Raw genomic sequence first — 18,339 nt, 5'->3', positions numbered from 1 at the left:
TGTGGGAGCTGGCTTGCCTGCGATGGCGGTGTGTCAGTCACCGAAAATGTTGGTGATCTGCCGCTATCGCAGGCAAGCCAGCTCCCACATTGGTCCTGTGTGAAACAGTCAGTTGGTGCGGGCCCCCTGATTGATCCAGGTGCCAATCAAATCCCTTTCCTGCTGGGTCATCTGGGTAATGTTGCCCAGCGGCATGATCTGGCTGGCCACGGCCTGCGCTTGAATGCGCGCCGCCTGCTGCTGGATCTGTGCCGGTGTGTCGAACATCACCCCAGCCGGAGCGGTGCTGAACAGCGGGCTGGTGGGCTTGGCCGAATGGCACACGGTGCAGCGTTGCTCGATCACGTGGTGCACCTGACCGAAGTCCGTGGTGGCCTGGGCTGGTGCCGGTTCAGCGGCGGGTGCGGCAGGCGCGGCGGGTTTCAAGCCACCGCCCAAGGCGGTTTCCGGCAGCGGCTGATACTCAATCGCCGCCGGTGCCTTGGCAATCGGTTCAGCCGGCTTGGGCCCGGTCACGTAGGCCAGGCTGATCATTGCCAACGCGCCCACCGGCAAGGTCCACGCATACTTCTGGCTGTCATGCCGGGTGTTGAAGTAATGGCGCACCAACACTGCTGCCACCGCGATCCCGGCCAGGATCAGCCAGTTGTATTGGCTGCCATAGGTGCTCGGGAAGTGGTTGCTGATCATGATGAACAGCACCGGCAAGGTGAAGTAGTTGTTATGCCGTGAGCGCAGCAAACCCTTGGCCGGCAGCGCCGGGTCCGGTGTGCGGTTCTCGGCGATGGCCGCCACCAGCGCACGCTGGGCGGGCATGATGATGCGGAACACGTTACCGACCATGATCGTGCCGATCACCGCGCCCACATGCAGGTAGGCGCCACGGCCGCTGAACACCTTGCTGAAGCCGTAGGCCGCCGCAATCAACAGCACAAACAGGATCAAGCCGAGCAGGGCAGGGCGTTTGCCCAGGGCCGAATCGCACAGGAAGGAGTAGATAAACCAGCCGGCGAACAGTGAACCGATGCCCAGCAATACGCCTTCGGTGCCGCTGAGGCTGCTGCCGGGGGCGAGCAAGTACAGCGTCGGGTTGAGGTAGAACACCACGCACAGCAGCGCGACGCCTGACATCCAGGTGAAATAGGCTTCCCATTTGAACCAGTGCAGGTTGTCCGGCATGGTCGGCGGGGCCAGTTTGTATTTTTCCAGGTGGTAGATACCGCCACCGTGGATCGCCCACAAGTCACCGGCCAGGCCGTTCTTGGGGTTGACGCGATTAAGGTTGTTTTCCAGCCAGACGAAGTAGAAAGAAGCGCCGATCCAGGCGACGCCAGTGATCATGTGAACCCAGCGCACGCTCAGGTTCAGCCATTCCAACAGATGTGCTTCCACAGTCTTTACCTCTCGCCTGTCACCCTTGTTGTCGGGTGATCAGACCTTCTCTTATTGGTGGGGGGCGAGGATCAAACGCTCATCCTCTTTGAAAAAATGCTCATCGCAGTTATTGCCTGTGCCACTGCGATCAACCACCAGGAAGTCATCCCGCTTTTCGATCGTCAGCACCGGGTGGTGCCAGACGCCGCGATGGTAATTAATGCCCTGCCTGCCGTTGGTGACGAAGGCGCGGACCAAGCCCGATACAGGTTCATCGCCAAGTGGCGCGACCACGATCAGAAAGGGGTTGCCGAGCAGCGGAATGAAAGCCTGGCTGCCCAGCGGGTGTCTCTCCAGCATGCACACGGTCAGCGGCATGTCCTGCGCGTCGGCGCGGAAGATGCTGATGATGGCGTGGTCTTCCGGCTTCGCGGTGTCGACCGTGGCCAGTTTGTGAAAGCGCATGGTCGACCCGTTGTTGATCATGAAGTGATCGCTGCCATCGGTTTCGATAACGTCTCCGAAAGGGGCGAAGGCTTCTTTGGTCAGGGGTTCGATCATCAGTGTGCGCATGGCTGTCTTCTTATCTTGTCTATAGATCGTTCCCACGCTCTGCGTAGCAACGCTGCCCTGGACGCTCTGCGTCCGCTGTGTGACGCGGAGCGTCACGGGATGCGTCCCCACGCAGAGCGTGGGGACGATCGGGTGTTATTTCGAGACTTTGCCCAGGACACGCAGGCGACTCACACCACCATCCGGGAACACGTTCAAGCGGATGTGGGTAATCGGCCCCAGCGCCTTGATCTGCTCGGCGAAGGTGTGTTCGGCGTGCATTTCCAGCTTCTGCGCCGGCAGCAGTTCGCGCCAGAACAGCGACTGGGTTTCGATCTGGCTGTCGGTGCCGCCTTTCACGAAAGCGCCCTGGATCGAGCAGGTATCCGGGTAGTTGCCCTTGAAGTGCAGGGTGTCGACCACGATTTTCTCGATCTCGCCCGGGTGGCCCAAGGCGACGATCACCCAGTCATTGCCCGGTGTACGACGACGCGCGGTTTCCCAGCCATCGCCCATGTTGATGCCACGGCCCGGGTTGAGGATGTTGCTCATGCGGCCGAAGTGTTCATCGGAGCAGGCCAGGGCACGGCCGCCATTGAGCGCGGCAGCCAGGTCGACCTGTTCGTTGTCGCCCACCGAAGACCAGTCGCGGAACGGCACGCCGTACACACGCAGACGGGCCACGCCGCCATCCGGGTAGATGTTGAAGCGCAGGTGGCTGAACGCCTGGTCGTTGTTGATCTCGTGGTAGTGGTGGCTGTTGCCTTGCAGCTCGACGGCTGACAGCACTTCCACCCACTGAGTGTTGGCATCCGGCTCGCCCGAGGCCAGGAAGCAGGCTTCCAGGGAGGCCGACGGCGGGAAGTTGCCGGTGAAGAATGAAGTGTCGATGTCCACGCCTTTGATCGAACCCGGCACGCCCAGGCGGATCACTGCACTGTCGTAGCCTTCGAAGCGCTTGCGGCGTGACTCCCAGCCGTCCATCCACTTGCCGTTGTCATCGAAAACGCCCTCCTTCCACACGGCCGGGGTCGGCTGGAACAGGCGGTTGGCGTCAGCGAACCAGTCATCGGTCACCGAGATGATCTTGGTGCCCAGGCGGGCGTCGGCCAGGTTGACGAACTTTTCGAAAGGTACGGCGTAAGCTTTCATTCTTCTTGTCTGCCTTAGATAGAGTGGCTGGGGATGGACTGCTAGAGGGTCAGTAAACGGAACAACGCGATCTTGTTGATCTCGTCCAGCGCGCACTTGAACTCGGTGTCTGCCGAATTGTGGATGCGCGTTTCGAACGCGGCGAGGATCTGATGCCGGTTGCTGCCTTTTACCGCCATGATGAAGGGAAACTTGAACTTGGCTTTGTAGGCCTCATTCAGCTCGGTGAAGCGAGAAAACTCTTCGGCCGTGCATTGGTGAATACCCGCGCCCGCTTGTTCATCGGTGCTGGCTTGGGTCAGTTGGCCCTGGACGGCAGCTTTTCCGGCCAGGTCCGGGTGAGCATTGATCAGCGCCAGTTGCGAGGCGTGATCAGCACTCAACAGGATATCGCTCATGCGCTGGTGCAGGGTTTCGATCTGGTCGATCGACGCGTCCTGGCCCAGGTCGAAGGCCTTTTCGGCCACCCATGGCGAGTGTTCGTAGATATCGGCAAAGGCCTGGACGAAGGCGTCGCGGCTCAAGGTCGAAGGTTTCAGGGTCTGGAACGCAGTCATTTCGCCGCTCCCGGGAAAGGGTGGGTTTGGTGCCAGTGACGGGCGATGTCCACGCGGCGGGTGAACCACACCTGGTCATGGCCTTTGACGTATTCAATGAAGCGCTTGAGCGAGGCCAGGCGTGCCGGGCGGCCGATCAGGCGGCAATGCAGGCCGATGGACAGCATCTTTGGCGCTTCGGCACCTTCGGCATACAGCACGTCGAAGGCGTCCTTGAGGTATTCGAAAAAGTCGTCGCCCTTGTTGAAGCCCTGCACCTGGGTGAAGCGCATGTCGTTGGTGTCCAGGGTATAGGGGATCACCAGGTGCGGCTTGCCGTTGGGGGTGTTGGGTTCCCAGTAGGGCAGGTCGTCGTCGTAGGTGTCGCAGTCGTACAGAAAGCCACCTTCCTCCATCACCAGGCGACGGGTGTTGGGGCCGGTGCGGCCGGTGTACCAGCCCAGTGGGCGTTCACCGGTGAGTTCGGTGAGGATGCGGATGGCTTCGAGCATGTGCTCGCGCTCCTGAGCCTCGTCCATGTACTGGTAGTCGATCCAGCGGTAGCCGTGGCTGCAAATCTCGTGGCCGGCGGCGACCATGGCGCGGATCACGTCCGGATGCCGCTGGGCGGCCATGGCCACGGCGAAGATGGTCAGCGGGATGTCGAACTCTTTGAACAACTTGAGGATGCGCCACACACCGGCACGGCTGCCGTACTCATACAGCGACTCCATGCTCATGTTGCGCTCGCCTTGCAGCGGTTGGGCCGAGACCATTTCCGAAAGGAAGGCTTCGGACTCTTTGTCGCCATGCAGGATATTGCGCTCGCCGCCTTCTTCGTAGTTGAGTACGAACGACAGCGCAATGCGTGCCTTGCCCGGCCAGTGGGGGTGAGGAGGGTTACTGCCGTAACCGATCAGGTCGCGTGGGTAGTCAGCGCTCACTGCAGTCTTCCTTCTTGTTCGTGGTAGCAGGTGTGTGTGGCGTCCGGGCAGTGGAATGACTGAGTGGCGTCACAGCGATGAGTGATTGTATACAACTTATCGCGAACTTTGTAAGCCTGCATTTCTGCATTTTTTCTGAACGGGCTCTCTACGGGTCTCTGCAAGAAACTTGCCTGAATGGTCAGGTTAAAATGAAAAAGCCCGCTGTAGGAGCGAGCTTGCGCGCGAAAAACCCGAGCGCGCCACTTTTCATCCTGAAAGCGCGCGTCATCGTTGACGTTTTTCGCGAGCAAGCTCGCTCCTACAGGGGATTGGAAGGCTGTGGAATTTATTGTGTACAATTTTCATAAAAAGTGTCTTAATCGGTCATCGCCGGCTTTTTCAACGCTCTGAAAAGGTGCGGGTTTCTCAATCACTGACTTCCGGAGGCGCATAGAAGCCATGGGACGTTTGACCACACACGTTTTGGACGCTGCACACGGCTGCCCTGGCAGCGCAATCAAGGTTGAGCTCTACCGTGTCGAAGGCACGCAGCTTGAGCTCGTCGCTACCGCCACTACCAACGGAGACGGTCGTTGCGACGCGCCGCTGCTGCAAGGCGACGACTACCGCAGCGGCGTGTACCAACTGCAGTTCAGCGCCGGTGATTACTACCGTGCCCGCGGTGTGCAATTGCCTGAACCTGCCTTCCTCGACGTGGTGGTGTTGCGCTTTGGTATCAGTGCCGAGCAAGACCACTACCACGTGCCTCTGCTGATTTCGCCTTACAGCTACTCCACTTATCGCGGTAGCTGAGTCGTCACCTCGCTTCACACCCCCAAATGCTCTTCGTTGGTTTCGCCCGCGCACACTGCGGGCTTTTTTTCGCTCAACTATCTAGCCCCTCTTGCTCATTGATGGGCCCTAGGCTGGTTTTTCCTCAGTGCATAGAGAAGAAAACACCATGACCTTGCCCCCTGATCAGCTCGGCGTTACAGCGCCCTCCAGTGACCCTGACGACACCCTGGAGGAGGACGCGCCGCCCTTTTTCGTCGATGCCGATTTACAGGCCCTACGCACTCCGTTGCGAGAACGGATCAACGCCTATCCCCATCCCAGCCGCCTGATCAATCAGATCGGGCTGGCCGACGCGAGATGCCGCGAGTCGACACGGGCGCTCACACGCCTGATAGGGCGCTCACCCAGGATCTTGAAGGTGATCCGCGCCCAGTTGCAGAAGGCGTTCGAGATTGACCCGGACAGTCTGCTCTTCACCGAACCCATGCCTCCGCGTTTACCGCAGAAAGTCGACACCTTGACTGATCGTGCGTTGTTGCTGCTGGTCCGCCCTTCGGTGCCTTTCAATATCAATCAATACACCCTCCTCAGCGTCAAGGGCGCGCCTGACCGTCGGTTGCCCTATACACCGCTGGAAGCGCTGCGGCGGGTTATCGCGTTGGGGCTGTTTGAGCGGTTGGGTCGCGCAGCCAATGAATATTGGGACGCGCTGGAGTACGGCTCCTGGCTCACACGCCGGGAGCGTTGGATCGAGCTGCACCAGGCGCTTTTTGCTGACCGGGCCTTTATTGCCAGGCAACTGAACGAGCTATCACGGGCTGGATTGGCCATGGTTCAGGCCGTGATCGATGCACCAACCGCTGAAGCACGTCTGCGTGCGGGCGGACAGTGGGCCGATGTGCGAGTAGGCCCGTTGATGTGGCCGGGTAACCCTGCGGTGGCTATTGCGGGCGCGTTGCATTTCTATCGTGAGGGCGATCCCGATGATGTGCCTCATGTTGTCTATTTACCGGGTGTGGCTCGCAATTTTTACGAGTACCCGTCTTTCGTCGCCCTGGCGTGCGGCGTGCAGGCGCTGGGCAGGACTCGTCTACACGAGCTCTGGCAATGTTTGCCATTAAGTCGTCGCTCTGTGTTGCTTCCACCTGCAACGTTCTCCTCGGTATCCACTGTCTCTCGAGGCGTGGAGCTTATGGAGGATGCGCTGGCGTCAAGCGCGCAGGCGTTGTTGGAAGGGCAATGGGCCAATGAATTGGCGTGTACGGTAAAAAGCAACCACGCCCATGTGTTTGCCGCCGGAACGTCACAGCCTCTGGAGTCAGCAGTTGTTCTCGCACGAGTGGAGCGTAACCGGCAGCAGTTGATTGGCGGGGCCCGACTTGGCCCGCTTCGAGAGCAGTTGCTCAAATGGGACCAGCAACGACGACACGCCGAAATAATCTTTGGCAGCACTGCGCCAGGCTTGGCCGAATACACCGTAGAACACCGGATCAAACGCTACGAAAAAGGGCTGGTTGCGTTGCTCGATCCCGATGATTTGAGTAACGATACGCCCGCATACCAGGCATTTGTATCGCTGGTATCCCAGCTCAACGCCCATGCCCAAACGATGGACAGGTGGGTGCAGGATGCCCAGCAACGGCTGTTCGAGGTGGCATTTTGGGCTGAGCGCCCTGGTGGAAAGGGTACGCTCAGGCGCGGCACGTTGTTTCTTGACGCCCAGACTGAGGCGCTACGCTGTGAGGTGCAATTGCAGCATCGACTCAAGTTGATAAGCACCGCGCATCGGGACCTGATCATCGAAGTGCTCGATCAGCCTTTGCCGTCAAAACGTCCAGACAGTCAAACCCGAGTGCTGTCAATTGCGATTGGCAATGACCCGGATGCCTTCTATCCGCTCCATAACATGTGGGTGGTGACTACGGCGGCGGCGGTACGGGTGCCGCGGCGCCAGCATGCGGTAGTCCTGTGCGGTTTCGGAGCGGAAGGTGGGGTGCAGGGGTTTTCCGGACTGGACGCCCTGACCCGAAGTATCAAAGCCAGCCTTGATAGTTGGGATCGCAGCGCGCTGTGGGACTATGTCGAGCACGACAAGCGTAACGACTTGCGCTCACACGCGGCGCGTGGAACGCTGGCTGTGCGCTACGTACCGATTAATGGCAAGCCCGCCCTGGCTGCGATCAAGACATTGCTTGGGTGTTATCAGCGCCTGCACAACAGTCCAGAAGACATCACGCGCATATTCAACGGCGTGAAAGATGCGCAAATAAGTCGCGCCTTGCTGCTGGCAGAACTGCAAGAGCAGCTCAAGGCACCTGTCAGTGACGCCCAGAGCCGCGCCCAGGCCAATGTCGAGTTGTTGCGCAAAACCGCACTGCAAGCGAAGAAACTGCCAGCTTGGCTGGAGCACGCATCCCGTTACCAGCGTAAGAAGTTCAGGCGATCGCAGCGCTTTTACCTGAGCAGTACTTTTGCATTCAAGACAAGGCTTGAAGACCAGTTGCCCGGTCTGGAAACCTTCGCTCGCCGTGCCCTGATCGATCGCTTGCGGTTGGACGGCATACCTGCGCAGTTTGATATCGACCAGCCCTTCATTGATATGCCCGATGATGTTCAAGGCAGTTATTGTGGATGGACAAGCGGTTGTGCCATTGGCGACCGCGCCATAAAACTTACCCCGACCCTGAAGCGCACCACCTACAGCCTGTTACAACTGGCGCAGCATAACCTGGACCCACTGGCGCCCTGGACGCAGTGGCGACTCAATCGCGCCCGCTATTTGCAACCTGAATGGAAAAATCAACTGAATGCCGCTTACTTGATCCGTACGATTTCCTCGCTGGATGTCGGCGGTCAGTACGACGCGTTGATCAACCAGGTTTTTTACCCGCCTGGCGATACCCTCCACACGCTCAGCAAAGGGCGCATTCCCGAGTTACTGAACCGGACGTTGCTTGCCGGCACTGAGCAACATCTGTTGTTGGCCACGCAACAAGGCTTGACGGCAACCGCGCAAAGTATCTTCACCACGGCGATGGCCGCACGAACGCCGCAAGACTTGTTGAAAAACCAACATGAGCTGCAACTGCATGTGCTTCATTTAGTGGGCCACACGATGCAGCATGACCGCTATATCGCGGGCCTGGTGATCGTGCGAGACCTGCGGTCGGGGCATTGCGTGATCTATTGGCCGAATGCTTCGCCCGCGTTGGTTCTCACCGAGTACTGCAGTTTGCAACAAGCCCAGGATGCATTGAACCGCCTTGGCGCACGGCCTGAAAACACCCAGATGCTGGCGAGGCAGATCGCACCCGGCTGGGCATTTCAGGCAATTACCCATCACCCGGTCAGGGTCGATAGGCTCGGTGCTGCCGTCAGTTACCTGGACGCTATACCTGCGTTTGCCATGGTCAAAGGGATATGGCAAGCGGTTGAGTTTGTTCGCTCCTTCGGTATCAAGCACTTGGAGCCGACGGTGCTGCCGGATGAGGTTGAGCAGGTAATCCTTGAGCAGATTGCCAGTGAACCTGAGGCTTGGCTGGCAATTGTCCCCACGTCCCACAGTGATGCCCAGGCATTGCTTTACGACGCCCCGGTGCTGGAGTTGAAACGTCAGACCCAGGCAGCCAGCCATTCCGGCAAAGCGCTGGATGAGTATCGCACCCGTCGGCTGGGCGAGCAGGGCGAGACACGCAGGCGCCGGTTGATCGCTTTTTTCTCTCCGTTATTCGGGATGTTCAATGATGCCTACGAGTTGCTGCTTGTGGCGCGGCGCTTTCATCGCTATGGGGACCCTCATGATGCCGTTGACGTGGGTTTTATGAGTGCGTTTATGGCGGCTGACCTGCTGACAAACTTTATACCGGGGCCCAAGGGGCGCGGCAGTGCTGTGGCCAAGGTGACGCGTCCTGCGCCGAGGGCTTTACTGGCACGCATACACCGCATGCGCATGGCCGTGCGCGATAGCCTTTCGCGCGTGAAGGTGCCCGTTGTAACTCAGCTCAAGGTGTTCGACCGGTTCAAAATCAAGGCGATTGCTGACGACGCCGTGGCGCTGAAAGGCCCGGGCAAAAAGGGGATCCATGTCAAAAAGGGTGAGCTGTTTCTGACAGACGATACGCACCATTACCCGATTTACCAGCGCGAAAACGAACAGGTATTTCGACTCAAAAATACCCGGCAGCCGGGCGAAGACGAGTTGATCTTGCACATCGATCAGCCCGGTGAACGCTTGTTGGGCTCGGGCGACCCTCAACCGGGGCCCAGCTCGGGGGTGCTCAACCCCTGGCGCGTAGAAGTAGAGGCGCTACGGGATTGGTTCCCACCGACTGTGCGTTCTGCTACACAAAGCACCATTGTCCAGTCCTCAACGGTCGCCACCCACTGGTTCGATTGGCGTATCCGAGCCCAGGCCATTGAGCTGTCGGACTCATCGATACCTGGCGTTTTACGTGTGCAATCGACTCCTCAAGGAGCCTTCTACAATGCCATCTATATCGGCGCGAGGTATGACACACCGAGCGCTGGATCGGGAATCGGATATTACAGGCTACTGGACACGGGGGATCAGGCGCCATTGACCGACATTGCGTTTATTACCAGGGATACGCAGCAGGTTTCATTGGCTCGCACTGATATTGAGCGCTGGACAAGTACGGCAATCAACGATCAGCCCATTCCGGTATCACGCACTTCGACGGGCGAGTGGCAGCTGCATGCGCCGCTGTTCGACAGGCCACTGGAACGCTATGTGGGCAGTGCTTTTCCCACCCTGACAAATACAAGCCGAGCGTTGGCAGTCGCCAGGCTGATTGAGTTGTCAGGCCCGCCACAACTGGCAACGGCCAGTCATTTACTGAATATTCGCGCAACGCTCGACAAGTGGTTGCTTGCTGTAAACGGCCGTGTTGGCCAGACGGATGATTTGCTACAGATGTTGCGGCCCAATGAGCGGCGCAAAGAAATGGTGTACATCGGGTACGATGGCAAGGCGCCAGGCTTCACGCGTGTTGACTTCACGCCGCCTCACCCGTTGGATCCGCACCTTCAATTTGGTGTCACACCGGTCAGGACGCAGCGGCTTGACGCAGAGCGCTCTGCCGTCAGAACCGTGCTGGAGCAGCAGGGCTTCGCCGTCCAGGATTTGTCTTTGCGGCGGCAGGGGACAACCGCTGGAGAATTCAGCCACGAATCAGTTGTGACGCATCGCCATTCGAACAAAATTTACTATGTCGCCTATCAATGGCTTGAGACGGGGCGAATGACATTGAGAACCAAGCTGACGGACAAGTGGATTCGGTTCGCAATTAAATTACACCCCGACTCTCTTCTATTGAAAGCGGTCGACAGCGCGCTGCAAGAACAGCGCTTGGTGCGAATCGTGGCGGGTATCCAATGGGCGACGAAGGGCAATCTGAACCCCAGCGTCTACTTCGTCAAATTGGCCCCCTAGCGTTGACGAGTGCCGCTGCTGCGGCGCCACCAAACAGTGCGGCACTGATCCGATTGAACCAGCTCTGGCCCGAGCCGCTGCGCAAATAGCGCGCAGCGCCATGGGCGCCCAAGCCGTAAGCCAACTTGCACAGCAGATCAAGCAGCGTCCAGGTGACGATCATGACCAGCAACTGCGGCAGGAACGGTTGCTGGCTGCTGAGAAATTGTGGCAGGAAGGCAGCGAAAAACAGGATGTCCTTGGGGTTGCTGGCGCCCAGTACAAAAGCCCGGCCAAACAATGCACGAAAGCGTGGTACTGGCGCAGCGTGCGGAACTTCAGCGCCTGCATTGGGCAGGCGCGATTGCTGCCAGCTCTGCCACGCCAGGTAGAACAGGTAGAGTGCGCCGACAATTTTGAGCGCGCTGAACAGTTGTTCGGACGCCAGTAACAGCGCGCCCAGGCCCAGGGCCGAGGCGCTCAACAGGCAGATCGAGGCAAACACACCACCGAGAAACGCCGGGTACGAGCGGCGCAGGCCATAGTTAAGGCTGTTGCTGATCATCAGCAATGAGAGCGGGCCGGGGATCAGGATCACCACCAGCGCAGCGCCGCTGAACAGCAGCCAGGTTTCCAAGGTCATTTACATTCCTCCCTTTCATGCAAAAGCCTCACCCGAAGGTGAGGCGGTTTTTCAGCCCTTCCCGAACTACAGAAAGATGAACTTGGCGATAAAGATCGCGCACAGCACCCAAAGGCTGATGGAAATCTCGCGGTACTTGCCGGTGCCGGCTTTCAACGCCACGTAAGTGATAAAACCCAGGGCGATTCCGTCGGCGACCGAAAACGTCAACGGCATCATGATCGCGGTGACGATTGCAGGAATGCTGTCGGTGGCTTCATCCCAGTTGATATGGGCCATGCTCGCCATCATCAGCATCGCAACGTAAATCAACGCGCCCGCGGTGGCGTAGGCGGGAATCATGCCGGCCAGCGGCGCAAAAAACATCGCCGCCACGAACAATATGCCCACGGTCACCGCGGTCAAACCCGTACGGCCGCCAGCAGCCACACCGGCGGCACTTTCTACATAGCTGGTCACCGGCGGTACACCGACCATGGCGCCGAACACGCTGGACGCACTGTCAGCCTTCAAGGCGCGAGACAGGTTGTCGATCTTGCCATCGGCATTCACAAGTCCTGCGCGTTGCGCAACGCCCATCAGTGTACCGGCAGTGTCGAACATGTGTACAAAAAGAAAGGCAAATACCACGCTGATCATGCTCACATTGAACACACCCATCACGTCCATGGCCATCCAGGTCGGTGCCAGGCTCGGTGGAGTGGCGAGAATGCCGTTGTAGTGCACCAGGCCCAGGCCCCAGCCGGCCAGGGTCACGGCGATGATGCTGATGAGAATTGCGCCGAATACGCGGTGATAACTGAGGATAGCAATCAGCAGGAAGCACACCGCCGCCAGCAACGGCGCGGGCTCATGCAGGGAGCCGAGCTTGATCAGCGTAGCCGGGCTGTCGACAATGATGCCGGCGGTTTTCAGGCCGATCACCCCCAGGAACAAACCCACGCCGGCGCCCATGGCATGGCGCAGGCTAACCGGAATACTGTTGAGCAGCCATTCGCGGATGCGCGACAGCGTCAGGATCATGAACAGCACGCCGGAAATAAACACCGCGCCGAGGGCGGTTTCCCAGGTGTAACCCATGGTGCCGACCACGGTGTAGGTGAAAAACGCGTTCAAGCCCATGCCCGGCGCTAGGCCCACTGGCCAGTTGGCATACAGGCCCATCAACAGGCAGCCCAGCGCGGCGGCGATGCAGGTGGCGACGAAAGCCGCGCCGTGATCGATACCGGCATCGGCCATGATGTTGGGGTTGACGAAGATGATGTAGGCCATGGTGATAAAGGTGGTGAGGCCGGCGATCAGCTCGGTCTTCACTGTGGTGCCATGCAAGCGCAGTTTGAACAGGCGTTCCAGCCAACCGCCTCGGGGCGCGGCCAGGTCCAACGTAGGGGCTTCGGTTTTGCGGCTATCCACAGCGAGTACTCCTCAATCGTTTTATTGTTATTTCCAGCGCCGGTCACATGAGTGGGCAACAGCGCTTTGAGGTACCGGCGGGTTTGTTGACCAAAAGGTCAGGAACTCGCACGAAGCGAATTATGCTTTTGTATACAAATAAAGCAAATAATGTTTTCGATTGTCTCGGCGAAAAGGGATGAAAGGCGCAGGCCAAGGGATTTATTCTGCGCAACGCCTTGAAACAAGCCTTCGATACCCGCACCTTGTGGGCGCAAGCATTCGGTCAGCGCGGCGAAAAGGGGAGCCCCATGTACAAGGTTTATGGCGATTACAAGTCGGGCAATTGCTACAAGGTCAAATTGATGCTCAATCTGTTGGGCATCCCGTATGAATGGATCGATATCGATATCCTCAAAGGCGATACCCAGACCCCTGAGTTCCTGGCCAAGAACCCCAATGGCAAGGTCCCGGTATTGGAGCTTGAAGACGGCACCTGCCTGTGGGAGTCCAATGCGATTCTCAACTTCCTCGCCGATGGCAGTGAATTCCTGCCGACCGAACCGCGCCTGCGTACCCAGGTATTGCAGTGGCAGTTTTTCGAGCAGTACAGCCATGAGCCTTACATTGCGGTGGCGCGGTTTATTCAGTTCTACCTGAACATGCCCGAGGATCGGCTGGAAGAATACAAGACCACCCACAAAGGCGGTTACAAGGCCTTGAGAGTGATGGAGCGTCAGCTTCAAGCCACGCCTTATTTAGTGGGCGAGCAGTTTTCCATTGCCGATATTGCGTTGTATGCCTACACCCATGTGGCCCATGAAGGCGGCTTTGACCTGGCGCCGTATCCGGCGGTGCAGGCGTGGTTGCAGCGCGTGGCCAGTCATCCCAAGTACGTGGCGATGCTCGACTGACTCCCTCGGTCCAATGTGGGAGCTGGCTTGCCTGCGAGAGCGTCACCCTGGCGCCCTGGCTAAACCGAGGTGTCTGCATCGCATGCAAGCCAGCTCCCACATTTAGCGCGGCGGCGTGTCAGGCAGTGCTTTGTTGAGCAGTTCAAAGCAGCGCTGCGCCGCCGGGCTCAAGCCCATCCCGCTACGGCTGATCAACCCGATCTCTCGATTCACCCCGGGATGATCGATGCTGATCCGCTTCAAACCTTCCAGGCTATCGGCCGCTGACTCCGGCAACACACTGATGCCCAGGCCCTGGCGCACCAAGGCCAATACGGTCGACATGTAGTTGGCCTCCATGCCGGCGTTCAGCGTCAGCCGTGTCTCATCGAACAGCGTGTCCACTTGCTCGCGCACACTGCTGTCGCGGCCGGTCAGGATGATCGGCTGGTCCGCCAATTGTTCCAGAGTCAGTTGGCGATGGCGGGCGAGCGCATGGCCCGATGGCACAAATGCGCACAGCCGATCATTGAGCACCGGCACGAAGTCCAGCCCGTGGCTCAGGCGGGCGCGCACGCCGATGCCGAAATCCACTTCGCCGTTGCGAACCTTTGCATGAATGCGCTGGGCCACCAGGTCATGCAGGCGCACTTCGATGCCGGCGAAGCGTTGGCGAAACAGGCGCAAGGCCGGGGGCAGAGCGCCTGCGCAGACTGAGGGCAGGGCGGCAATGGTCACCACGCCGCGGCGCAAGGCGGCGAGGTCGCGGGAGCCGGTGACGATGTTGCCCAGGTCCAGCAGCAGTTTTTCCATGGGCCCGCGCGCCTCCTGGCCCGCAGCGGTAATGCTCACGTGGCGCGGGCTGCGGTCGAGCAGGGCGACGCCGAGCCAGTCTTCCAGTTGTTGCACCTGCACGGTGAGGGCCGACGGCGACAGATGCAGTTCGTTGGCCGCCTTGGTGAAGCTGCCTGTGCGGGCAACCGCAAGGAAAGCTTGAATGTGCTGGATGCTGTTTTTCATGCGCGTCGCTTCATTTTGTTTTTCCGAACGCTGGTGGCTGAATATTGCAATTTACAAAGCCTAGCGCGATTCCAATACTCCAGGGAAAACAATAACCGGCCAACCAGGCCGCCCTGGAGTAACCCATGCTCGCAACCCTGGGTGTCATCACCATCCTGTGCCTGCTCGCTGCCGTCATGAGCAAGCGCCTCTCGCCGCTGGTGGCCTTGATCGCCTTGCCGATCATTGCCGCGCTGATCGGTGGATTTGGCCTGCAAACCAGCGCCTTCATCATTACCGGTATCAAGAACGTCGCCCCTGTGGTGGGCATGTTTGTGTTCGCGATCCTGTTTTTCGGGATCATGACCGACGCGGGCATGCTCGATCCCATCATTGATCGCATCCTGCGCACGGTCGGGACGCGTCCTACACGAATTGTGGTGGGTACTGCGACCCTGGCGTTGCTGGTACACCTGGACGGCTCTGGCGCTGTGACTTTCTTGGTGACGGTGCCGGCGATGCTGCCGCTGTATACGCGCCTCGGCATTGATAAACGCATCCTCGCCTGCGTATGTGCGATGGCCGCCGGGGTCAACTTCCTGCCCTGGACCGGCCCGGTGCTGCGTTCGTCGGCGGCCTTGCATGTGCCGGTGGCCGACCTGTTCCAACCATTGATCCCGGTTCAGATCGTCGGGCTGATCTTTGTCTTCGCCTGCGCCTGGTGGCTGGGCCATCGCGAAGAAAAGCGCCTCGGCCTGGGCGCCGGTTCCAGCGTGGAGGCGGTGCCGCAACGAGTGCTCAGCGATGACGACATCACGCTGCGTCGTCCACGGTTGTTCTGGGTCAACCTGATGCTGACCGTGCTGGTGATGGTGGTGATGATCGCCGGCTGGGTGGACCCGGTGGTAATGTTCATGCTCGGCACCGTGGTTGCGTTGTGCATCAACTATCCCAACGTGGACGCCCAGCGTGCGCGCATCGACGCCCATGCGAAAACCGCCCTGACCATGGCCAGTATCCTGCTCGCCGCCGGGGTATTTACCGGCATCATGCAAGGCACCGGCATGCTCAAGGCCATCGCCGAAGCGGCGGTGGCGCAGATCCCGGCGGGCCACGGCAAGTTGATCCCGGCCGTCGTGGGCTTCTTGTCCATGCCCCTGAGCATGTTGTTTGACCCCGATTCCTACTATTTCGGCGTGATGCCGGTGATCGCCGAAGTCGGCAAGGCCCTGGGCGTCGACCCGCTTCAGGTGGCCCAGGCTTCGCTGCTGGGCGTGCACACCACCGGCTTCCCGGTCAGCCCGCTGACGCCTGCGACCTTCCTGCTGGTGGGCCTGTGCAAGATCGAGTTGGCCGATCACCAGCGCTTCACCATTCCTTTCCTGTTTGCCGCCTCGGTGTTGATGACCCTGACGGCGTTGCTCCTGGGAGTGATTTGAGATGAACACCTTGCGCATCGGCTCCGGCGCCGGCTACTCCGGCGACCGTATAGAACCTGCGGTGGAACTGGCCGAACACGGCGACCTGGATTACCTGGTCTTCGAATGCCTGGCCGAACGCACCATCGCCCTGGCGCAACAGGCGCGCATCAGCGACCCGCAGGGCGGTTATGACCCGCTGCTGGCTGAGCGCATGCGCCGTGTCTTGCCCTTTGTGGCGCAGCGGGCGGGGCGTCGACGCCTGCGGGTGATCACCAACATGGGGGCGGCAAACCCGTTGGCGGCGGCCGGGGAAGTGCGGCGCATTGCCGGCGAGCTGGGCCTGGGCCTCAAGGTTGTGGCGGTGGTCGGGGATGACGTGCTGCATACCTTGTCTGCCGAGCAGTTGCTGGATAATGGCCAGACCGTAGGCGCATTGGGCGAGCGGCTGATTTCCGCGAATGCCTACTTGGGTGTGGAGGGCATTCTTAACGCGTTGCACGCCGACGCCGATGTGGTGATCACCGGGCGCGTGGCCGACCCTTCGCTGTTCCTGGCGCCGCAGATGTTCGAGTTCGGCTGGGCCTTCGATGATTGGCCGCGACTGGGCCGGGGCACGTTGGTGGGGCATTTGCTCGAGTGCGCGGGGCAGGTCAGTGGCGGTTATTTCGTCGATCCAGGCTTCAAGGATGTGGAGGATCTGGCGCGCCTGGGCTTTCCCCTGGCCGAGGTCGACGCCGACGGCAATGCAGTGATCACCAAGGTGGCAGGCTCCGGTGGGCGGGTCAGCCGCGCGACCTGCGCCGAACAACTGATTTATGAAGTTCACGACCCGGCAGCCTACTTGACCCCGGATGTGACGGCCGACTTTTCCCAGGTCGGGTTTGTCGAGGAGGGCGTGGACCGGGTGCGTGCCCAAGGAGCCAGCGGGCGTGCCCGGCCTGAACAGCTGAAGGTCAGCGTCGGTTATCTGGACGGTTGGATTGGTGAAGGGCAGATGTCTTACGGCGGTCCCGGTGCTGTCGCACGGGCTGAGTTGGCGCGGGAAGTGGTGCTCAAACGTCTGGCGTTGATCGGCGTCAACATGCAGGACCTGCGCGCCGAGTTGATCGGCATGGACTCATTGCACGGCCTGCGCAGCAGCGTCGAGCCTTGGGAAGTGCGCCTGCGGGTCGCTGCCCGGTGTGACGAGCGCAGCGACGCCGTGCGGATCGGCAATGAAGTGGAGACCCTCTACACCAACGGCCCGGCCGGCGGCGGTGGGGCGAGCAAGAGCGTGCGTCAGGTGGTGGCGGTGGCGTCGTTGCTGTTGCCCCGTGAATCGGTCAAACCGAGGATTGAAGAATGAAACTGCACAGGCTGGCCCATTCCCGCACCGGGGATAAGGGCGACACGTCGAACATCTCGATCATTGCCTATCGCGCCGAGGATTATCCGTTGCTGTGTGAACAGCTGACGGCTGAGCGCGTGGCCGAGTTCTTTGCCGATTTACGCGATCCCGATGCGGCACCGGTTCAGCGTCATGAGTTGCCGAACGTGCAGGCGCTGAACTTCGTCCTGCCGGGAATCCTGCGCGGCGGCGTAACCCGCTCGCTGGCCCTGGACGCCCACGGCAAGTGCCTGGGTTCGGCATTGCTGGATCTCGACCTGACAATACCGACTTAATAGCACCGCAGCGCAAATGTGGGAGCTGGCTTGCCTGCGATGCGGGCACCGCGGTGCAGCAGATGTACGGCGGTGATGCAATCGCAGGCAAGCCAGCTCCCACATTGACCGCCGTGGGCTTCAGATCGCAGCGAAGCGCTTGTCCAGGTAGTCAATGATGACCTTGGAGTCATACATCCAGGTGGTCTGGCCGTTCTCTTCGATGCGCAGGCACGGCACTTTGATCTTGCCGCCTTGCTCCAGCAGGGTCTGGCGGTCCTGCTCGTTGTTCTTCGCGTCCTTGAGCGCCACCGGCACATTCAGGCGGTGCAGGGTGCGACGGGTCTTCACGCAGAACGGGCAGGCGTGGAACTGATACAGGGTCAGGTCCTTGGCTGCAGCATTGACCTTGGCCTGTTGCTCCGCCGGGCGTTGTTTTTTACGTGGGCGGGTAAGAAAGTCGCCCGCGATGATGACGTGGCCGAGGCCCACTCGAAGTGCTTTGACGAACATGGCTGAAACCTCTTGCCCATGACTGAGGGGGCGCAGCTTACCTGATTTCTGCAGGCGAAAAAAAACCGGCG

At 59.9% G+C, this 18,339-nt stretch carries 16 protein-coding genes; 6 read left to right on the top strand and 10 right to left on the bottom strand.

Annotated elements, in window-relative coordinates; translation table 11 throughout:
• Positions 1 to 108 precede the first annotated feature (108 nt).
• The 6 genes from GH769_RS16250 to GH769_RS16225 all read right to left on the bottom strand — a co-directional run bounded on the left by GH769_RS16250 (position 109) and on the right by GH769_RS16225 (position 4,851).
• Positions 109 to 1,392 carry a urate hydroxylase PuuD gene (locus tag GH769_RS16250; protein ID WP_003192825.1) on the bottom strand — a complete coding sequence of 428 codons (1,284 nt, stop codon included), beginning with the start codon at positions 1,390 to 1,392 and terminating at the stop codon, positions 109 to 111.
• Between the two features lie 51 nt (positions 1,393 to 1,443).
• Positions 1,444 to 1,947, bottom strand: a complete 504-nt coding sequence (locus GH769_RS16245; RefSeq protein ID WP_014719295.1) for an ureidoglycolate lyase — start codon at positions 1,945 to 1,947, stop codon at positions 1,444 to 1,446.
• 135 nt (positions 1,948 to 2,082) lie between these two features.
• Complete coding sequence (gene alc / locus GH769_RS16240; protein WP_014719294.1) at positions 2,083 to 3,078, bottom strand: allantoicase; 996 nt, start codon at positions 3,076 to 3,078, stop codon at positions 2,083 to 2,085.
• A gap of 41 nt (positions 3,079 to 3,119) precedes the next feature.
• Positions 3,120 to 3,635, bottom strand: coding sequence for a 2-oxo-4-hydroxy-4-carboxy-5-ureidoimidazoline decarboxylase (gene uraD, locus GH769_RS16235; RefSeq protein ID WP_014719293.1), 516 nt, complete (start codon positions 3,633 to 3,635; stop codon positions 3,120 to 3,122).
• Entirely contained in the window at positions 3,632 to 4,558 is a 927-nt protein-coding gene (puuE, locus tag GH769_RS16230; protein ID WP_014719292.1) for an allantoinase PuuE, read from the bottom strand. Before puuE ends, uraD begins: the two co-directional genes overlap by 4 nt.
• Positions 4,555 to 4,851: a hypothetical protein gene (locus GH769_RS16225; RefSeq protein ID WP_019818590.1), complete on the bottom strand. Its 297-nt coding sequence runs from the start codon at positions 4,849 to 4,851 to the stop codon at positions 4,555 to 4,557. Before GH769_RS16225 ends, puuE begins: the two co-directional genes overlap by 4 nt.
• A 148-nt stretch (positions 4,852 to 4,999) precedes the next feature.
• Here GH769_RS16225 and uraH point away from each other — a divergent pair, with 148 nt between their 5' ends.
• On the top strand, positions 5,000 to 5,353 hold the full coding sequence (uraH, locus tag GH769_RS16220) for a hydroxyisourate hydrolase (RefSeq protein ID WP_014719291.1): 354 nt from the start codon (positions 5,000 to 5,002) through the stop codon (positions 5,351 to 5,353).
• Between the two features lie 148 nt (positions 5,354 to 5,501).
• Positions 5,502 to 10,787 (top strand): dermonecrotic toxin domain-containing protein, encoded by a 5,286-nt coding sequence (locus GH769_RS16215; protein WP_032903744.1) that lies wholly within the window; start codon positions 5,502 to 5,504, stop codon positions 10,785 to 10,787.
• Here GH769_RS16215 and GH769_RS16210 read toward each other — a convergent pair.
• Both GH769_RS16210 and GH769_RS16205 read right to left on the bottom strand, forming a co-directional pair.
• On the bottom strand, positions 10,771 to 11,409 hold the full coding sequence (locus GH769_RS16210) for a LysE family translocator (RefSeq protein WP_014719289.1): 639 nt from the start codon (positions 11,407 to 11,409) through the stop codon (positions 10,771 to 10,773). The two genes, GH769_RS16215 and GH769_RS16210, sit on opposite strands and share 17 nt — an antisense overlap.
• Before the next feature lie 66 nt (positions 11,410 to 11,475).
• A complete protein-coding gene (locus GH769_RS16205; protein WP_014719288.1) occupies positions 11,476 to 12,822 on the bottom strand; it encodes an NCS2 family permease in 1,347 nt (448 codons plus the stop codon).
• 290 nt (positions 12,823 to 13,112) lie between these two features.
• Here GH769_RS16205 and GH769_RS16200 point away from each other — a divergent pair, with 290 nt between their 5' ends.
• A complete protein-coding gene (locus GH769_RS16200) occupies positions 13,113 to 13,715 on the top strand; it encodes a glutathione S-transferase family protein (protein WP_014719287.1) in 603 nt (200 codons plus the stop codon).
• A gap of 102 nt (positions 13,716 to 13,817) precedes the next feature.
• Here GH769_RS16200 and GH769_RS16195 read toward each other — a convergent pair whose 3' ends face one another.
• Positions 13,818 to 14,714, bottom strand: a complete 897-nt coding sequence (locus GH769_RS16195; protein WP_153649864.1) for a LysR family transcriptional regulator — start codon at positions 14,712 to 14,714, stop codon at positions 13,818 to 13,820.
• Between the two features lie 125 nt (positions 14,715 to 14,839).
• Between GH769_RS16195 and GH769_RS16190 the strand changes: the two genes are divergently transcribed.
• From GH769_RS16190 to GH769_RS16180, 3 genes are read left to right on the top strand one after another with little or no spacing between them, the layout of a single operon-like run.
• Positions 14,840 to 16,132, top strand: coding sequence for a CitMHS family transporter (locus GH769_RS16190; RefSeq protein ID WP_032903742.1), 1,293 nt, complete (start codon positions 14,840 to 14,842; stop codon positions 16,130 to 16,132).
• Between the two features lies 1 nt (position 16,133).
• Positions 16,134 to 17,459 carry an acyclic terpene utilization AtuA family protein gene (locus GH769_RS16185; RefSeq protein ID WP_019818582.1) on the top strand — a complete coding sequence of 442 codons (1,326 nt, stop codon included), beginning with the start codon at positions 16,134 to 16,136 and terminating at the stop codon, positions 17,457 to 17,459.
• Positions 17,456 to 17,776, top strand: coding sequence for a hypothetical protein (locus GH769_RS16180; RefSeq protein ID WP_020302240.1), 321 nt, complete (start codon positions 17,456 to 17,458; stop codon positions 17,774 to 17,776). The genes GH769_RS16185 and GH769_RS16180 overlap by 4 nt, the downstream gene beginning before the upstream one ends.
• Before the next feature lie 120 nt (positions 17,777 to 17,896).
• Here GH769_RS16180 and GH769_RS16175 read toward each other — a convergent pair whose 3' ends face one another.
• The gene (locus tag GH769_RS16175; protein ID WP_020302241.1) at positions 17,897 to 18,268 is read right to left on the bottom strand and encodes a glutathione S-transferase N-terminal domain-containing protein; all 372 of its coding nucleotides are present in this window, start codon (positions 18,266 to 18,268) and stop codon (positions 17,897 to 17,899) included.
• Positions 18,269 to 18,339 lie beyond the last annotated feature (71 nt).

This window comes from Pseudomonas sp. CFSAN084952 (assembly GCF_009648855.1).
GTDB lineage: Bacteria > Pseudomonadota > Gammaproteobacteria > Pseudomonadales > Pseudomonadaceae > Aquipseudomonas > Aquipseudomonas paracarnis.
Note: the sequence above shows the minus strand (reverse complement) of the source record. Positions and strands in the feature narration are given on the sequence as shown.

Bases quoted from the DNA above. Each gene is read 5' to 3' on its own strand.
- GH769_RS16245 (WP_014719295.1), bottom strand. From the start codon at position 1,947: ATGCGCACACTGATGATCGAACCCCTGACCAAAGAAGCCTTCGCCCCT.
- alc (WP_014719294.1), bottom strand. From the start codon at position 3,078: ATGAAAGCTTACGCCGTACCTTTCGAAAAGTTCGTCAACCTGGCCGAC.
- uraD (WP_014719293.1), bottom strand. From the start codon at position 3,635: ATGACTGCGTTCCAGACCCTGAAACCTTCGACCTTGAGCCGCGACGCC.
- uraH (WP_014719291.1), top strand. From the start codon at position 5,000: ATGGGACGTTTGACCACACACGTTTTGGACGCTGCACACGGCTGCCCT.
- GH769_RS16215 (WP_032903744.1), top strand. From the start codon at position 5,502: ATGACCTTGCCCCCTGATCAGCTCGGCGTTACAGCGCCCTCCAGTGAC.
- GH769_RS16210 (WP_014719289.1), bottom strand. From the start codon at position 11,409: ATGACCTTGGAAACCTGGCTGCTGTTCAGCGGCGCTGCGCTGGTGGTG.
- GH769_RS16200 (WP_014719287.1), top strand. From the start codon at position 13,113: ATGTACAAGGTTTATGGCGATTACAAGTCGGGCAATTGCTACAAGGTC.
- GH769_RS16195 (WP_153649864.1), bottom strand. From the start codon at position 14,714: ATGAAAAACAGCATCCAGCACATTCAAGCTTTCCTTGCGGTTGCCCGC.
- GH769_RS16190 (WP_032903742.1), top strand. From the start codon at position 14,840: ATGCTCGCAACCCTGGGTGTCATCACCATCCTGTGCCTGCTCGCTGCC.
- GH769_RS16185 (WP_019818582.1), top strand. From the start codon at position 16,134: ATGAACACCTTGCGCATCGGCTCCGGCGCCGGCTACTCCGGCGACCGT.
- GH769_RS16180 (WP_020302240.1), top strand. From the start codon at position 17,456: ATGAAACTGCACAGGCTGGCCCATTCCCGCACCGGGGATAAGGGCGAC.
- GH769_RS16175 (WP_020302241.1), bottom strand. From the start codon at position 18,268: ATGTTCGTCAAAGCACTTCGAGTGGGCCTCGGCCACGTCATCATCGCG.